The sequence below is a fragment of the Streptococcus sp. bf_0095 genome (assembly GCF_004166885.1).
GTDB lineage: Bacteria > Bacillota > Bacilli > Lactobacillales > Streptococcaceae > Streptococcus.
The window spans coordinates 846970-862504 of record NZ_RCYU01000001.1; the positions used below are offsets into that span (position 1 = coordinate 846970).

Genomic DNA, 15535 nt, shown 5'->3' on the forward strand with positions numbered 1-15535 from the left:
AACCGAACTCCATACTAAATTCTTGCAAACTTTTAGAATACTGTTATAATGAAACTATAAAAGTTTGACTATTTCTGACCAATAGTTTCTACACTTTTTACCCTAGAGAAAGAGGTAAGAGAATGCTTTGTCAAAACTGTAAAATCAACGATTCAACCATTCATCTTTATACGAATGTGAATGGTCACCAACAACAAGTAGACCTTTGCCAGAACTGCTATCAAATTATGAAAACCGATCCTAACAATAGTCTCCTAGCGGGATTAAACCAACAAAATCGCGGAGGGCGGGATCCTTTTGAAGATTTCTTCAATCAACTGGGCAACTTCCAAGCTCCCCAAGAACCTCAAACGCCACCGACCCAATCAGGAGGAGGCTACGGGGGTGGAAATGGCTACGGTTCAAATCAGAACGGTCGAGCTACTGGACCAAATAGACCTCAAGCCAAACAACAACCGAAAGGACTCCTAGAAGAGTTTGGAATTAATGTTACTGAAATCGCTCGCCGTGGGGACATTGATCCAGTCATTGGCCGTGACGACGAAATTCTCCGAGTGATTGAAATTTTAAACCGCCGAACCAAAAACAACCCTGTTCTGATTGGAGAACCTGGTGTCGGAAAAACAGCTGTCGTAGAGGGCCTGGCCCAGAAGATTGTCGATGGCGATGTCCCTTATAAATTACAAGACAAGGAAGTTATTCGGTTAGACGTTGTTAGCCTGGTTCAAGGGACTGGGATTCGTGGACAATTTGAAGAACGGATGCAACAATTAATGGAAGAAATCCGTCGCCGTGAAGATGTCATTTTGTTTATCGATGAAATCCATGAAATTGTAGGAGCAGGATCTGCAGGTGATGGCAACATGGATGCAGGAAATATCCTCAAACCGGCTCTCGCTCGTGGTGAATTGCAATTAGTTGGTGCCACAACACTCAATGAGTATCGTATTATCGAAAAAGATGCTGCTCTTGAACGCCGGATGCAACCCGTCAAGGTGGATGAACCAACGGTTGAAGAAACCATTACCATCCTTAAAGGCATTCAAAAGAAATACGAAGACTACCACCACGTCCACTACACAGATGGTGCTATTGAAGCTGCAGCTCTCCTCTCCAATCGCTATATCCAAGACCGCTTCTTGCCCGACAAAGCCATTGACCTCTTGGACGAAGCAGGCTCTAAGATGAATTTGACTCTCAATTTTGTTGATCCCAAAGTCATTGACCAGCGCTTAATTGAAGCCGAAAATCTCAAAGCCCAAGCGACGCGGGATGAAGACTTCGAAAAAGCAGCCTACTTCCGTGACCAAATCGCTAAGTACAAAGAAATGCAAGGGCAACAGGTCACCGACCAAGATACGCCCGTCATTAGCGAAAAGACCATTGAGCACATCGTTGAACAAAAGACCAATATTCCAGTTGGAGATTTGAAAGAAAAAGAACAGTCTCAATTGATTAATTTGGCTGCTGATTTAAAAGCTCATGTCATCGGCCAAGATGAGGCTGTTGAAAAAATTGCTAAGGCTATCCGTCGTAATCGGGTAGGACTTGGAACGCCAAACCGTCCAATCGGTAGCTTCCTCTTTGTTGGACCAACTGGTGTCGGGAAGACCGAGTTGTCCAAGCAATTGGCCATCGAACTCTTCGGTTCTGCTGATAGTATGATTCGCTTTGATATGAGCGAATACATGGAGAAACACGCCGTTGCCAAATTGGTCGGTGCCCCTCCGGGTTATGTCGGCTATGAAGAAGCTGGCCAGCTGACTGAAAAGGTACGTCGCAACCCATACTCTCTCATTCTCTTGGACGAGGTAGAAAAGGCCCATCCTGAAGTCATGCATATGTTCCTCCAAGTCTTAGATGATGGTCGCTTGACAGATGGACAAGGCAGAACGGTGAGTTTCAAGGATACCATTATCATCATGACTTCCAATGCGGGAACTGGAAAAGCGGAGGCTAACGTCGGTTTTGGGGCAGCTCGTGAAGGTCGTACCAATTCGATCCTAGGTGAACTGGGGAACTTCTTTAGTCCAGAATTCATGAACCGCTTTGACGGCATCATTGAATTCAAAGCCTTGTCTAAGGAAAACCTCCTTCAAATCGTCACTCTCATGCTCGATGATGTCAATCAACGCCTGGCCCACAATGATATCCACCTCGATGTTACCGATAAGGTCAAGGAAAAATTGGTTGATTTGGGCTACGATCCGAAAATGGGAGCTCGTCCTCTTCGACGCACCATTCAAGACTATATCGAAGATGCCATTACAGATTACTACCTAGAAAATCCTAGTGAAAAAGATCTGAAGGCTGTCATGACCAGCAATGGAAAGATTTGCATTAAAGGAAAGAACAAACCAGCTAATGCGACAGAAAAAGTAACTGAATAATTGCATTTAAAAGAGGCTAGGACAGAAGTCCTAGCCTCTCAATTGTCTTTGGATTGTCGAGCAAGACGCAGTGGTTGAGTGGGCTCTACTACGCTGATTTCATCAGCTTTTACAGCCCTACTCAACTGTGCGGAGGTGGGACGACGAAATCGAATTCTAACGAATGACCGATTTCTGTCCCACTCTCTTATTTTTATCTCCTACTGCTTTTTATGTCCTTCTATGTTATAATGATAAAAAAATAAGAAGCGAGTTTTAATATGACTGTTGCAACTTTTGGGACAAAAGAAGAAAATGTTGACTATGTCAATCGTTATGGAGTCTATGCGGTGATTCCAAATCCAGCCAAGGATAAAATCATCCTAGTCCAAGCACCAAATGGAGCTTGGTTCCTACCAGGTGGTGAAATCGAGGCAGGAGAAGATCATTTTTTGGCACTCGAGCGCGAACTGATCGAAGAGTTGGGTTTCACTGCGACCATCGGCGAGTATTATGGCCAAGCAGACGAGTACTTCTATTCTAGTCACCGCGACACCCACTACTATAATCCTGCCTATATCTATGAAGTAACTGACTTTGTAGAAGCTCAAAAACCGCTAGAGGATTTCAATAACATTGCCTGGTTCCCCATCGATGAAGCCATTGACAGATTAAAAAGAGGAAGTCATAAGTGGGGCATCAAAATGTGGAAATCTGCCCAAAAATTGTAAGCGACTTCTTTCACAAAATAAAAAAAAGTGCTATAATAAATGGAGAAAGAGCTTAGGAGGATCTCACATGAAGCTTATGAACACAACAAATAGTCATGCTACTCTGGTCAAAAGTCAATTAGAAAGTACCGATGCTACCCTTGTTGAGGTCTATTCAGCTGGTAACACCGACGTTATCTTTACCAAAGCTCCTACACATTACGAATTGCTGATTAGTAACAAACACCGTGCCATTCGTGAAACAGAAGTTGAAAAAATTCGTGAGTTCTTTTTAAAACGCAAGATTGATCTTCAAATCATTGACCAATCTGCTATAAAGACCCTCTACTCTGATAAACTGATCGAAATTTCTTTCCCAATTGCTAAGTAAGGTATTTCTACCTTACTTTTTTCTTTGCTATCTTTTTCAAAAAACATCCGTTCACCTCGATAATGAGATGAACGGATGTTTTATTTCTGATAGATCATTTTTACGTGAGGGGTAGAAGCCAAGATAAAAGGCTCGCTCACCCTTTGAAAACCTAGCTTTTCATACAAGCCAACTACCTGTTCTTGGGCCTCAATTTCAATGGTCCGCCCAGGAAAGCTCTGTTCACACAGATCCAAAATCTGCTCCACCATAGCCCTTCCCAGTCCTTGGCCACGACTGTCTTTGGCTACAGCAACTCGGCCAAAATGAATCGTAGTCCCCGTCTCAAAGATCCGTGCATAGGCATCTACATTTCCCTTTTCGTCTTGATGAAAAAGGTGAAGAGCTCTAAGATCAATAGCATCAAGATCATTGTAGATTCTTGTCTGTTCCACGACAAAGGTTTCCAAACGCAATTGAACGATCTCGTAAAACTCTTTTAGTTCTAGTTCTTTAAATTCTTTCCGGTACCACATCAGTTCCTCTTTATTGAAAAAGTCGAGGCTGGGACAAAAGTCCTAGCCTCTTTTTTGTCTTTGGATTGTCGAGCAAGACGCAGTGGTTGAGTGGGCTCTACTACGCTGATTACATCAGCTTTTATAGCCCTACTCAACTGTGCGGAGGTGGGACGACGAAATCGAATTCTAACGAATGACCGATTTCTGTCCCACTCTCTATTTTTTCACTTCTTATTATTTGGCTTCAAATCCTTCTGCTACTGCGTCTGCAAAGTTTTCTTCTACGATGCTTGCACAGTGGTCACAGATGGTTGCGTTGTAGCTACGTTCTGCTGTACTTGGATCGATGCGGCGGCAGCGGTCACAAACCTCGCCAGCTGCACGTTCAACAGTGAAAGCAACATCCTCGAAGGCCACTGCGCCTTCTGGAGCTGGACCTTCTGCAATGGTCAACTCTGAAACAATCAAGAGTTGTGCAACATTGCTATCTACTGCCCCAAGAAGAGTCTTCACTACTTCGTTTGGATAAACCGTCAAGTGAGCTTCAAGAGATTTACCGATCACTTTTTCGTTCCGTGCTTCTTCTAAAGCTTTTTGAGCTTGGCCACGGAAGTCCATGAAGGCTGACCAGGCATCCAAGATTTCTTCTTGGTTAGCAAATGTTTGAGCTTCTGGTAATTCTGACAATTGAACGAAGTCTTCCGCTTCAAACTCAAGATAAGACCAGATTTCCTCTGCAGTGTGAGGAAGAATTGGTGTCAAAAGTTTGGTGATTTTCACAAGAATGTCATAGAAGACTGTTTGCATTTGACGGCGTTCAAGTGATTTCGCACCTTCGATGTAGACAACATCTTTGGCAAAATCTAGGTAGAAGGCAGACAAATCAACATTGATAAAGTTCACCAAAGCCTTGTAGATGGTCAAGAATTCGAAGTTTGCGTAGGCATCACGAATGGTCTTGACAAGTTGGTTAAAGCGGATAGTCATGTACTTATCAACGGAACGAAGCTCTTCATAAGCTACTGCATCCTCAGCTGGGTTAAAGTCAGATGTGTTCGCAATCAAGAAACGAAGGGTGTTACGGATCTTACGGTAAGTCTCAGAAACTTGGCTCAAGATATCCATAGAGATACGTACGTCGTTGCTTGAATCCACACTGGTTACCCAGAGACGCAAGATTTCAGCACCAAATTGTTTTTCAACATCACTTGGAGCAATCGTGTTTCCAAGAGATTTGGACATCTTTTCACCTTTACCATCCAAGGCAAAACCTTGTGACAAGATTTGTTTGTAAGGTGCTACGCCATGGTTTGCCACAGATGTAATGAGCGAGGAGTTGAACCAACCACGGTACTGGTCAGAACCTTCTAGGTAAAGATCAGCTGGGTATTTGAGTTCTGGACGGTTGACAACTACTCCATTCCATGATGAACCGGAGTCGAACCATACGTCCATGATATCTGTTTCTTTCTTGAACTCTCCATTTGGAGAACCTGGATGCGTAAATCCTTCTGGCAAGAGGTCTTTGGCATCACGTTCCCACCAGATGAGAGAGCCATGCTCTTCAAAGAGTTGAGCCACATGCTCAATCGTTTCAGCTGTCATGATTGGTGTGCCATCTTCAGCATAGAAGATTGGAAGTGGGACACCCCAAGCACGTTGACGAGAGATAACCCAGTCACCACGGTCACGAATCATATTGTAAAGACGGACTTTACCCCACTCTGAGTGGAATTTCACTTTTTCAATTTCATCCAAGATTTCTTGACGGAATTTTGAAACTGAGGCAAACCATTGTGGAACTGCACGCCAGATGATTGGCTTCTTCGTACGCCAGTCAAATGGGTAGGAGTGAGAGATTTCTTCTTGAGCAAGAAGCAAATCACCAAGTTTTTCAATAACCGTTGGCACAACCTTGTCATAGAATTGACCTTCAAACTCAGGACCAGCATTGGCCATCATGATCCCGCGTTCGTTAACAGTCACGGCAACTTCTAGACCATTAGCAACACCGACATTGTAGTCATCCTCACCAAAACCAGGGGCTGTATGGACGATACCAGTACCTGAGTCTGTTGTAACGTGATCACCAAGTATCACGAGTTCATCTACTGCTGTATCCCATGGGTGTTCTGTCACGATGTTGTTGAGGTCTTGTCCACGGTAAGTTGCCAAAACTTGAACATCAGCCCAACCAAACTTCTCAGACAAACTGTTCAACAATTCTGCAGCTACCACAAACTTACGGGTTTCACCAGCTGGTTGCACCAAGACGTAATCAATATCCGCACCAACAGTCAAACCACGAGAAGCTGTGATGGTGAATGGTGTTGTTGTCCAGACAACGATGTATGTGTCTGTATCTAGGACACCTTTACCATCTTTAACCTTGTTGGCATAGTAAAGGGAAGTTGAAACTAAGTCATGGTATTCAATTTCCGCTTCAGCAAGAGCTGACTCAGATGACCAAGACCAGTAAACAGGCTTCGCTCCACGGTAGATATAGCCTTTATTAGCCATTTCACCGAAGACACGGATTTGCGCTGCTTCATAGTCAGGTGTCAATGTTACATACGGATTTTCCCAGTCACCTGAAACACCCAAACGCTTGAAATCTTCGCGTTGTTTATCTACTTGAGAAAGAGCATATTCACGGCAAAGTTTTAAGTACTCAACCAAGTCCATCTCTTTGCGTTTGACACCTTGTTTTGCCAAAACTTGCTCGATTGGCAATCCGTGTGTATCCCAACCTGGGATGTATGGTGCGTAGAATCCTGACATAGATTTCGAACGAACAATGATATCTTTTGAAATCTTGTTCATGGCATGTCCTACGTGGATATTCCCGTTAGCATACGGAGGGCCATCATGCAAAGTGAAATGAGGTTTCCCTTGGTTCAATTCTTGACGGCGTTGATAAAGCTTTGCCTCATCCCATTCTTTTTGCCATACTGGTTCTTTTGTGGGAAGACCTGCCCGCATCGGGAACTCTGTCTTACCTAAATTTAGTGTCTCTTTGAGTTTCATGGAGTCTCCTATAAAAAATTATGATACAAAATAAAAGACCACGACCTCGCCAAAAAGGACGACAAGTCGTGGTACCACCTTCATTCAAGAAAGAGAGTAGTCTCTTTCTCCTCTTTTGTCGCTAACGCTGACCAGCGTTAGTGGTTACTCATTTCACCACTAAGATTTGTAAAAGGATCTACCTTAACAAAGGGAGTACAGGTCTTCCACCATCACCTGCTCGCTAAAACTATTTGATAAGGTCACTGTTTTTACAGATTATAAAATTGAAACAGTTTCCCGTTGTTCTTCCCCTTCTGGAGCGTCGATATCATCAACTTCAGGAGTTTCTACAACAATTTCTTCAATAGAATCTTGAACTACTTGATTTTTTTCTGCTTCTTCCAAAGCTACTTGAACTTTTTCATTCAATCCTTCAAAAGCTTGAGTCGCAGACAATTCACGGTTTACAGCTTCAATATGTTTTTGCAATTCTTCAATTTCAGCACGTGAGAATTGACGAGTTAAATCAATTGCTTCATCATCGTAGTTATGATGAACCGTTTCTTCCAAAGCTTTTTCGACTACTTCACGGAAAGCCTCATCACTTGTTTGAATATACATAGCAGTTGGGCGAAGAATTTCATCCCATTCTGGTGTATCAATGATGCTCAATTGACTTTCAATAGTTGATTTCAAACGTTGGTGGAAGACACGTGTCTTATTCTTCAATTCTTCCGTTTCTACTGCAACTTTCTTGGCATTGTCTGTAGCATGACGGAGAATCTCATTCGCTTTCGCTTTTGCTTCTTCGACTAAGTGGTGAGCATCTTGCTCAGCTTGACGAATAATCGTTTCTGAACGCTCATTTGCCGCGTGCTTCACACGTTCCGCAGTATCTTGAGCGATCAATACTGATTGACTCAAAGAGTCTTTCATTTCATCAAAGTAATTCAAGCGTTCTTCCAACGCACTAATTTTTGTTTCCAATTCATGTTTTTCACGAACTAATTTTTCATAGTCTCGGTAGACCATGTCTTGAAACTCTTCAACTTCTTTAGCATCGTAGCCTCTAAATTTTACATAAAAGCGTTTATCTTTGATTTCTAAAGCTGTAAGTGCCATAGTTACTCCTTATTTTCTACTGGAAAATACTTCAACTGTTATTTTGTATTTCCCGCTTTTTGATTGGCCGTTTTCTGATAGAAATTTAAAGCGGCCATATTTTCGAACACTAATTAAATCTGCTACTTGAATCATCCGACTAGGATTATCAATTGGCGCATAGTTTACCTTTACTTGGCCAGACTGAATCAATTGAACAGCAACAGACCGAGCAAGCTTAAAAGTCGAGGCTACTAGCTTATCAAGCCGTACACTAGTAACCAATAGGTCTTTGATCTTGGATGGTTCTTCTACAAAAATCCTGTCTCGACAGTCGATCTCACGAATCTTCACAGAGGCTTTTGCAATTTTTCTAAGATTATCTTTGAAGTAGGAAGAGAAACGTGCATCCACATAAATATGAATTTTCCCCTGTCCAACCACGATATCTCCAAAAGACTTTCTTTCCAAGCCTAGCTGATGGAGAAGCGAGCCCAAAACTTGAGAATGACTTAATCGATAGAATTTATCCGGATAGAGAACTTCTAATAAGGCAATCTCAAAATCAGATGCATCCAACACATAGTAGCTAGGAGCAAGAATCACCCGTGCATATTCTGTTGGATAAATTTCTGAACTTGAGAATACCTGCAAACCGTGGTGGGCACCAATTTGTTGTAAAATATCAACCTGATGTGGATTTAAAAAAGAGGTCAGTTCAAAACTATACTGTTGCTCCACCCGAGCCACTAATTCTAGGACTCGATCGATAAATACGTGATCTTCTTGACTATAGTGTTGATAAAATCCCTTGGTCATATAAATTGTACCAAAAATTGAAGGACAAATCGTTCCACTACGGACAGAGCGAGCAAGGCAAACATGACCGTAAAGTCTAACCCACCAAATTGCAAAGGAATCTTTCTAAATAGGCTCAAAAATGGTTCGACGATCCGTTGAACCATTTTAGCTAAAGCCGATTCTGATGCATTTGGAAACCAACTAAGCAACGCATAGATGATTAATACTAGCTCAAAAACCTGAAAGAAATTTCTAACTAATTGTAGGACAAACATATTAACGATTTCGTTTCATATCAAAGTCATATTCAGCAATTTCGACATCATTTGGAAGGCGAATATCTTCAATATTCACAACAACATTGATTGGTGTTAGTAAGTACATAGTACTTGCAACACGACGTAGATTCCCGGCTAATACATAGCGAGCACCATCCAAATAATCCAAACATCTTCTCGCCTGAACTTCAGTCATGTATTGGAAGTCAATGAGAATACTTTCGTTTGCCAACAACAAGTCAACAATTTCAGTTGCTTCTTCGTATTTACGAGGATAGCGGACATCAATTGTAATCTTTTCATCTGCAGCAGAACGATTTCTTGCCAACTCTTGTTGACGTTGATGAAGTCGAGTAATATTTTCAGAAGATGATTTTTGAGATGAAGCTGATTCAACCACTGCTGTAGAAGCTACTTGTGGACGACTTGCTGCAACAGGAGTAGGTTTCTGCTCCTTGGCAGCTCCCACAGCTTTTGGACGTGGTTTTGATGATGGTTGTACTGGTTTAGGGGATGATACAGGTTGGCTAGCACCGACTGCTTGAGCAGGCGCTTCTTGCACATCGTACTCATCTCCATCTTCAGTAAAATAATCAATCAATCGATCAAATCTATCTTTAAATGACATAATTCTTTCCTATTTGAAAAATGAGGTCCCAATTCGCACAAAAGTCGCACCGTTAGCAATTGCTACATCATAATCACGACTCATTCCCATGCTTAACTCTGTAAAGGGCATATTTTTCAACTGTTTCTTTTGTAATTCTTTTTGAAGTTGGTGAGTTGCTGCAAATATGGCTTGCAACTCGTCCTGACTTGCCTCAAAAGGAGCCATCGTCATTAAGCCAACAATTTGTAAGTTATCCAAGTTTTCCATTTCTGGAAGAAGAGCATCGAGCTCTTCCGGAGCAAATCCATGCTTGCTTTCTTCTCCAGAAATATTAACTTGTATAAAACATTTAATTGGGTGACTCGCCCTTTTTTGAATTTCTTGGGCAAGCTTCATAGAATCTAAAGCATGGAAGTAATCTACATAATTGATAACTTCTTTTACTTTACGACGTTGGAGACTACCGATCAAATGCCAGGTAAGTCCCTCACCTTTTAGAGCTTGGTATTTTTCTAGAAATTTATCAACACGGTTTTCACCGATATGACGGACTCCTGTATCTACCAGAGCCTTAGCTTGGTCGATACCGACATACTTAGTAACAGCAATTACATTCACCTGATCAGTGCGGTTTGCTGTTTCCATTGCTTGTGCAACCTGCGAGAATATACGCTCTTTATTTTCAATCAGATTCATTCTTAACGGTTACGGAAAAATGGTGGTGTTTCCAACTCATCATCTTCTGAAGAAGAATCCACATAGCGCTCAACTTGACGACCAGTGCTAGTATCAGACTGACGTACAATGTTTTCACGACGAATGTCCCAATCTCCAAACGCAGATCCACGAGGTTTTTCTTGTTTAGCACGTGATTGAGGAGTAGGCATGTCGATTTCTTCCTTCAAATCGAATTCGCGATCAAATTGTGGAGTTTGTGGACGTTGTTCACGTGGTCCAGTTTGATAATAACGTGCTGAACTTGGTGCATGAGATGCAATTCCACTAACTTTTTCAACTTTGTCCTGACGAACACCAGTTGCGACAACCGTTACACGAATCTCATCTTTCATTGATTCATCAATAGATGTACCGAGCCAAATGTTTACGCCATGACCAGCTGCTTGGTTAACAATTTCAGAAGCTTCTTCTGCTTCAATCAAGGTCATATTCAAACCACCAGTAACGTTGACGATCACATCTTCAGCACCGTCAATGGTTGTTTCAAGGAGTGGTGAGTAGATGGCTTTACGAGCTGCTTCAATCACACGCTCTTCACCATTACCAACACCGATACCCATCAAGGCATTTCCTTTGTTTTCCATAACAGTCTTCACGTCAGCGAAGTCAAGGTTAATCAATCCTGGGCTTGTGATCAAGTCAGTGATCCCTTGAACCCCTTGGCGAAGGACATTATCTGCTTCACTCAATGCTTCAAGAAGTGGTGTTTTCTTATCAACAATTTCTAACAAGTTGTTGTTAGAAATGATCAACAAGGTATCCACATGCTCGCGAAGTTCATTGATCCCTTCGATTGCATAGTTGCTACGTTTGGTTCCTTCAAATCCGAAAGGACGAGTCACAACGGCTACTGTCAAAGCACCAACAGCTTTAGCAATACGAGCGATAACTGGTGCAGCACCTGTACCAGATCCTCCACCCATTCCCGCTGTGATGAAGACCATGTCTGCACCTTGCAAAGCTTCCGTCAATACTTCTTCACTTTCTTCTGCGGCTTTACGACCAACCTCAGGTTGACCTCCAGCACCCAAACCACGAGTCAACTTAGGACCCAATTGGATAACTGTTTCTGCTTTTGCACTTGAAAGTGCTTGTACGTCTGTGTTTGCTGCGATGAATTCTACACCAGCAACTCCTTCGTCAATCATACGGTTGATGGCATTACCGCCACCGCCACCGACACCGATTACTTTAATAACTGCACCTTGTGCCGCTGCTGTGTCAAATGAAAATGTCATAAATACTTACACTCCTTAATCAAACATATTACCGATTAAATTCTTCATTCGGTCTGTAAAGGTAGTTTTTTCTTCTTGTTTTTGTTCTTCAACTGGATGTTGTTGCTCGACGTTTACTACAGGTTCAATTTCGTCCGGTACATAAGCTGGAACTACTGGTTGCTGTGTTGGGCGTTCGAACTGAATTGGTTGCTGACGAAGACGTTGGTCCCCATGTACAGCAGCCTGAGCAAGAATATCTACATCTGTTAGATTTCCTGCATATTCAGACAAGCTAATCACGTGGGCAAAAGCTGGATTGCGGATACCAATTTGATTTGGAACGTACAATTTCACATTTACACCAAAGACTTCTTGTGCCAACTCTTCAATACCAGGGAGAATAGCGCCACCACCGATGATGACAATTCCTCCAGGCAAATCAAGCAAATGTCTTCTTTCAAGATCTTGTTTGATTTGGTCGAAGATGTGTTTAATCCGAGCTGAAATAATTTCTGCCAAATATTTTTCAGATACTTGAACAGGTTCTACTTCACCAATCACTTCAACATGGAAGACTTCATCACCAACTGCAGGAACATAAGCTGCTCCATAGTTGAACTTCAAACTTTCTGCTAATTTTTGAGAAGTTTTCAATACTTTAGAAATATCCTTAGTAACGTAGTCGCCACCTTCTTGATAGATATTTGTAAATTGAAGTTCTTGATTACGAACAGAAGCTACTGTCGTTTGTCCTCCACCTAAATCAATGACAGTCGCACCAAACTCACGTTCTCCTTCGTTTAATACAGACTTAATCATTGCAAGCGGTGAAATAATGATGTTTTCAACTTGTAAACCAGCACGTTCAACTGTTTTCCGTAAATTATGGAGGACAGTTCTTGGACCAGTATACAAGAGTCCACGCATTTCCAAACGAATCCCCATCATACCACGTGGGTCACGAATTCCTTGGAAACCATCGACTGTGAATTCTTCTGGAATAAAGGTAATGACTTCACGGTCAGGCGTCATACTCTTCGTCAAAGCAGACCGTACAACATTTTCCACGTCTGCATCCGTAATTTCTTTTGAATCACTGGTTACAGGAATCATTCCTTGAGTTGCTTCAATTTGAAGAAGGTTCGCTGGCAATCCAACGTTGACAAGATTGATTGAAATTCCTGCTTTTTCTTCTGCCTGACTTACTGCATTTTTAATCGCATTCGAAGCAGCCTCAATATCAACAATAATTCCATCTTTGACGCCAGCACTTTTCGCATTGCTGACTCCAATTACATTCATTTCTCCATTGACATGTTCTGCCACCAATACTTTTATTGAACTAGTACCGATATCTAAACCTGTAAAAAAGCCGTTTCTAGCCATTACACCAGTCCTCTCTCTTTTGTTTTCCTATACGTCAGTTAATAGCTCCATTTAGTTAGAACTATCCAAATTTTATTATAACACAAATATGCCCATAGTGGGCATATTTTCTTCATTTATTTCAGATAATTTATGAGGGCTTACTCAGCGGGAACTTCTTCGTGTTGCTCGGTTACGACTGCACTCTCATCAGAATCTGTCGAGTTGGCGTCCGCTTCCTCCGTTTTGTTCCCTTCCCCTTGCTCTTCTTCTTTCTTTTCCTGAGCTAAAGTAGCCATTGTTTCTGCATTATAACTGTATATACCCGCTTCCATGTCAATGACACTGTCATCTTCAATCAGTTTACGAATCTTATCGTAATAAGGCAATTTACGCTTGATCTGAGATACAGGCACTAAAACCTTGGTGCCATCCTTCATGGTTAGCGTCACCAAATCCTTAGTCACCTTGCTCGGTGTCAAGTCCACTGACTCAATTTTATCTCGTACAGTAGATGGTATTTTCCCCAGTTGTTTGACAAATTGTCGGACCAATTCTCGATCAGAAAAACGAACGCTTAGGTAAGACTTGGGAAGCTGATCCGTAGCAACCGGTGTCTCCACGACTTCTCCATTCTCTAAAATGGGATAGTGGTCTTCCTCATTCACATAGTAACCAAAAACCTGGTATTCCTCAACCTGAACCTTAAAAGTCGTAGGGAAAGCATAGGTCATTGATATATCCTTGACCCAGGGACTCGCCGCCTTCATATTAGCAAGATAACGATCCCGATTTAAGAAAGTTGTCAAGGTATAATCCCGATCTTGGATACGACTTTTTTCGAACAACAGGGTCTGATCCGTATTTTTATTCCCTGAAAATTCGATCACTTTTTGCTTCGCTAGGGGCGTTAAAAGATAGGTAGAAAAGAGAGCAATCAGGGTACTGATAACCAAAACTGGAATAGCTCTGTAGATGTGACGTCTCGCAATTTGGCCTTCCTTTTTAGCCTCCTTCGCTAGTACCTCTTCTTCGAACATAGCTTCTGAAGCTTCTGTTAGGTAGATGATTTTTTCTTCTTCAGACTCTTCTTCTATTTCTTCAGGAAGAGTTTCTTGCAATTCCTCCTCAGCTACATTGGCCACATTCTCATCTTCCTCTTCATCTATAGTCTCGGCATCTTGCTCTACGGCATCTAGATCTTCAGAGGGAGTTTTTTGATTCAGAAGTTCCTGTCTTTCCTTCTCTTCTTGTGCTTTCTTTTCTTTTTCTTCTTGCTCTTCTAATTGTTTTTTCTTTTGATACTCCTGGTTTCGTCTCTGCCACTCAGAGAGCTTAGTGACTTCCTTAGGAGTTTTTTGGTTCTTCTTATCCGTCATTTTTTCCTTTTATTAATTTCTTGATGGACCAGACTGTAAAATTCATCCAAGGAAAGCAGCTCATTCGAAGACTTCATCGCTTGATGATAGCTTTCTGCCCCTTGGAACATTTTATCCATCGTATTTTGCAAACGATCCATGCTCAATTCTGGTTCAGCGATGGTTTCTGCATAACCTTTCTCAACGAAATATTGAGCGTTTTCGATCTGATCTCCCCGACTAGCTTCTTTTCCTAGAGGAACGATGATATGTAGCTTATTCATGGCTAAGAGTTCAAAAATCGTATTGGCACCGCCACGAGTCACCACTAGGTCTGCCTTTTGGAGCAATGGAAGATAGTGATCCGTCACGTAATCCACGCGATAAAGATGAGGAGCTTGCTCATTTAAAGAGAAGTCCCCTGTCAAATTAATGACATTGTAGCTTGCCAACAAGGCTTCTCGATTATTTGTAACAAACTCATTGAACACTCGTGCACCAGCAGAGCCCCCCACAAAGAGAAGGGTTGGCAACTGTGGATCAAATTGAGCAAATACTGCTTCTAATTCTACTGGGGTTGGAACTTGCCCCTGATGAACCTTGGTCACAGCTCCTACATGTTGGGCTTTGACTAGGCTTTTCGGTTGCTCAAAGGTCGTGAACATTTTCGTCGCAAACTTATAAGCAATTTTATTGGCCAAGCCCATGGAACGGTCTGATTCGTGTACCAATACAGGAACGAAACAAAGTCGTGCAGCCACTACCGGAGGAACCGAAACGAAGCCTCCTTTAGAAAACAAGACCTGTGGCCGTACACACAGCATGATCCAAATCGATTGGAGAATCCCCCAGAAGACCTTGAAGATATCCAACATGTTTTGCCAAGAGAAATAACGGCGCAGCTTACCCGTCGCAATCGAGTGGAATTGAATGTCCAAGCCAGATTTCAAAATCTCTTGGTGTTCAATCCCTTTCTTGTCTCCAATATAATGAACTTCCCAACCGTCCTCGATAAAGCGAGGGATAAGGAGAAGGTTCAAGGTGACGTGGCCAACTGTACCTCCCCCTGTGAATACTATTTTTTTCAT

The 15535-nt window shown here is 42.2% G+C and carries 14 protein-coding genes and 1 other annotated feature; of the genes, 3 read left to right on the forward strand and 11 right to left on the reverse strand.

Features of this window, described 5'->3' with window-relative positions; all coding sequences use genetic code 11:
• Positions 1 to 122: 122 nt before the first annotated feature.
• The 3 genes from EAI95_RS04350 to EAI95_RS04365 all read left to right on the forward strand — a co-directional run bounded on the left by EAI95_RS04350 (position 123) and on the right by EAI95_RS04365 (position 3470).
• Positions 123 to 2390: an ATP-dependent Clp protease ATP-binding subunit gene (locus EAI95_RS04350; protein WP_129822296.1), complete on the forward strand. Its 2268-nt coding sequence runs from the start codon at positions 123 to 125 to the stop codon at positions 2388 to 2390.
• Between the two features lie 260 nt (positions 2391 to 2650).
• The gene (locus EAI95_RS04360) at positions 2651 to 3100 is read left to right on the forward strand and encodes an NUDIX hydrolase (RefSeq protein ID WP_006596775.1); all 450 of its coding nucleotides are present in this window, start codon (positions 2651 to 2653) and stop codon (positions 3098 to 3100) included.
• Positions 3101 to 3167: 67 nt separating this feature from the next.
• Positions 3168 to 3470 (forward strand): DUF1827 family protein, encoded by a 303-nt coding sequence (locus EAI95_RS04365; RefSeq protein ID WP_006596776.1) that lies wholly within the window; start codon positions 3168 to 3170, stop codon positions 3468 to 3470.
• Between the two features lie 80 nt (positions 3471 to 3550).
• Here EAI95_RS04365 and EAI95_RS04370 read toward each other — a convergent pair whose 3' ends face one another.
• The 11 genes from EAI95_RS04370 to EAI95_RS04420 all read right to left on the reverse strand — a co-directional run bounded on the left by EAI95_RS04370 (position 3551) and on the right by EAI95_RS04420 (position 15535).
• Complete coding sequence (locus tag EAI95_RS04370; protein ID WP_123159423.1) at positions 3551 to 3985, reverse strand: GNAT family N-acetyltransferase; 435 nt, start codon at positions 3983 to 3985, stop codon at positions 3551 to 3553.
• 216 nt (positions 3986 to 4201) lie between these two features.
• Positions 4202 to 6994 (reverse strand): isoleucine--tRNA ligase, encoded by a 2793-nt coding sequence (gene ileS, locus EAI95_RS04375; RefSeq protein ID WP_123159424.1) that lies wholly within the window; start codon positions 6992 to 6994, stop codon positions 4202 to 4204.
• Positions 6995 to 7045: 51 nt separating this feature from the next.
• Positions 7046 to 7262: a binding site (T-box leader), on the reverse strand.
• Complete coding sequence (locus tag EAI95_RS04380; RefSeq protein WP_123159425.1) at positions 7253 to 8098, reverse strand: DivIVA domain-containing protein; 846 nt, start codon at positions 8096 to 8098, stop codon at positions 7253 to 7255. Its footprint overlaps the feature before it by 10 nt.
• 9 nt (positions 8099 to 8107) lie before the next feature.
• Positions 8108 to 8896: a YlmH/Sll1252 family protein gene (locus EAI95_RS04385; RefSeq protein WP_129822297.1), complete on the reverse strand. Its 789-nt coding sequence runs from the start codon at positions 8894 to 8896 to the stop codon at positions 8108 to 8110.
• Complete coding sequence (locus EAI95_RS04390; protein WP_006596781.1) at positions 8893 to 9153, reverse strand: YggT family protein; 261 nt, start codon at positions 9151 to 9153, stop codon at positions 8893 to 8895. The genes EAI95_RS04385 and EAI95_RS04390 overlap by 4 nt, the downstream gene beginning before the upstream one ends.
• A gap of 1 nt (position 9154) precedes the next feature.
• Positions 9155 to 9784, reverse strand: a complete 630-nt coding sequence (locus EAI95_RS04395) for a cell division protein SepF (protein ID WP_023022475.1) — start codon at positions 9782 to 9784, stop codon at positions 9155 to 9157.
• Positions 9785 to 9793: 9 nt separating this feature from the next.
• Entirely contained in the window at positions 9794 to 10462 is a 669-nt protein-coding gene (locus EAI95_RS04400; RefSeq protein WP_042507438.1) for a YggS family pyridoxal phosphate-dependent enzyme, read from the reverse strand.
• A gap of 2 nt (positions 10463 to 10464) precedes the next feature.
• The gene (gene ftsZ / locus EAI95_RS04405) at positions 10465 to 11742 is read right to left on the reverse strand and encodes a cell division protein FtsZ (protein WP_129822298.1); all 1278 of its coding nucleotides are present in this window, start codon (positions 11740 to 11742) and stop codon (positions 10465 to 10467) included.
• Positions 11743 to 11757: 15 nt separating this feature from the next.
• A complete protein-coding gene (ftsA, locus tag EAI95_RS04410; RefSeq protein ID WP_023026449.1) occupies positions 11758 to 13110 on the reverse strand; it encodes a cell division protein FtsA in 1353 nt (450 codons plus the stop codon).
• A gap of 140 nt (positions 13111 to 13250) precedes the next feature.
• A complete protein-coding gene (locus EAI95_RS04415; protein ID WP_023026448.1) occupies positions 13251 to 14468 on the reverse strand; it encodes an FtsQ-type POTRA domain-containing protein in 1218 nt (405 codons plus the stop codon).
• Entirely contained in the window at positions 14465 to 15535 is a 1071-nt protein-coding gene (locus EAI95_RS04420) for a UDP-N-acetylglucosamine--N-acetylmuramyl-(pentapeptide) pyrophosphoryl-undecaprenol N-acetylglucosamine transferase (RefSeq protein WP_129822299.1), read from the reverse strand. The genes EAI95_RS04415 and EAI95_RS04420 overlap by 4 nt, the downstream gene beginning before the upstream one ends.

Coding starts and splice junctions, on each gene's coding strand:
- EAI95_RS04390 (WP_006596781.1), bottom strand. CDS start 9,153: ATGTTTGTCCTACAATTAGTTAGAAATTTCTTTCAGGTTTTTGAGCTA.
- EAI95_RS04365 (WP_006596776.1), top strand. CDS start 3,168: ATGAAGCTTATGAACACAACAAATAGTCATGCTACTCTGGTCAAAAGT.
- EAI95_RS04360 (WP_006596775.1), top strand. CDS start 2,651: ATGACTGTTGCAACTTTTGGGACAAAAGAAGAAAATGTTGACTATGTC.
- ileS (WP_123159424.1), bottom strand. CDS start 6,994: ATGAAACTCAAAGAGACACTAAATTTAGGTAAGACAGAGTTCCCGATG.
- EAI95_RS04415 (WP_023026448.1), bottom strand. CDS start 14,468: ATGACGGATAAGAAGAACCAAAAAACTCCTAAGGAAGTCACTAAGCTC.
- ftsA (WP_023026449.1), bottom strand. CDS start 13,110: ATGGCTAGAAACGGCTTTTTTACAGGTTTAGATATCGGTACTAGTTCA.
- EAI95_RS04380 (WP_123159425.1), bottom strand. CDS start 8,098: ATGGCACTTACAGCTTTAGAAATCAAAGATAAACGCTTTTATGTAAAA.
- EAI95_RS04400 (WP_042507438.1), bottom strand. CDS start 10,462: ATGAATCTGATTGAAAATAAAGAGCGTATATTCTCGCAGGTTGCACAA.
- EAI95_RS04370 (WP_123159423.1), bottom strand. CDS start 3,985: ATGTGGTACCGGAAAGAATTTAAAGAACTAGAACTAAAAGAGTTTTAC.
- EAI95_RS04420 (WP_129822299.1), bottom strand. CDS start 15,535: ATGAAAAAAATAGTATTCACAGGGGGAGGTACAGTTGGCCACGTCACC.
- EAI95_RS04350 (WP_129822296.1), top strand. CDS start 123: ATGCTTTGTCAAAACTGTAAAATCAACGATTCAACCATTCATCTTTAT.
- ftsZ (WP_129822298.1), bottom strand. CDS start 11,742: ATGACATTTTCATTTGACACAGCAGCGGCACAAGGTGCAGTTATTAAA.
- EAI95_RS04395 (WP_023022475.1), bottom strand. CDS start 9,784: ATGTCATTTAAAGATAGATTTGATCGATTGATTGATTATTTTACTGAA.
- EAI95_RS04385 (WP_129822297.1), bottom strand. CDS start 8,896: ATGACCAAGGGATTTTATCAACACTATAGTCAAGAAGATCACGTATTT.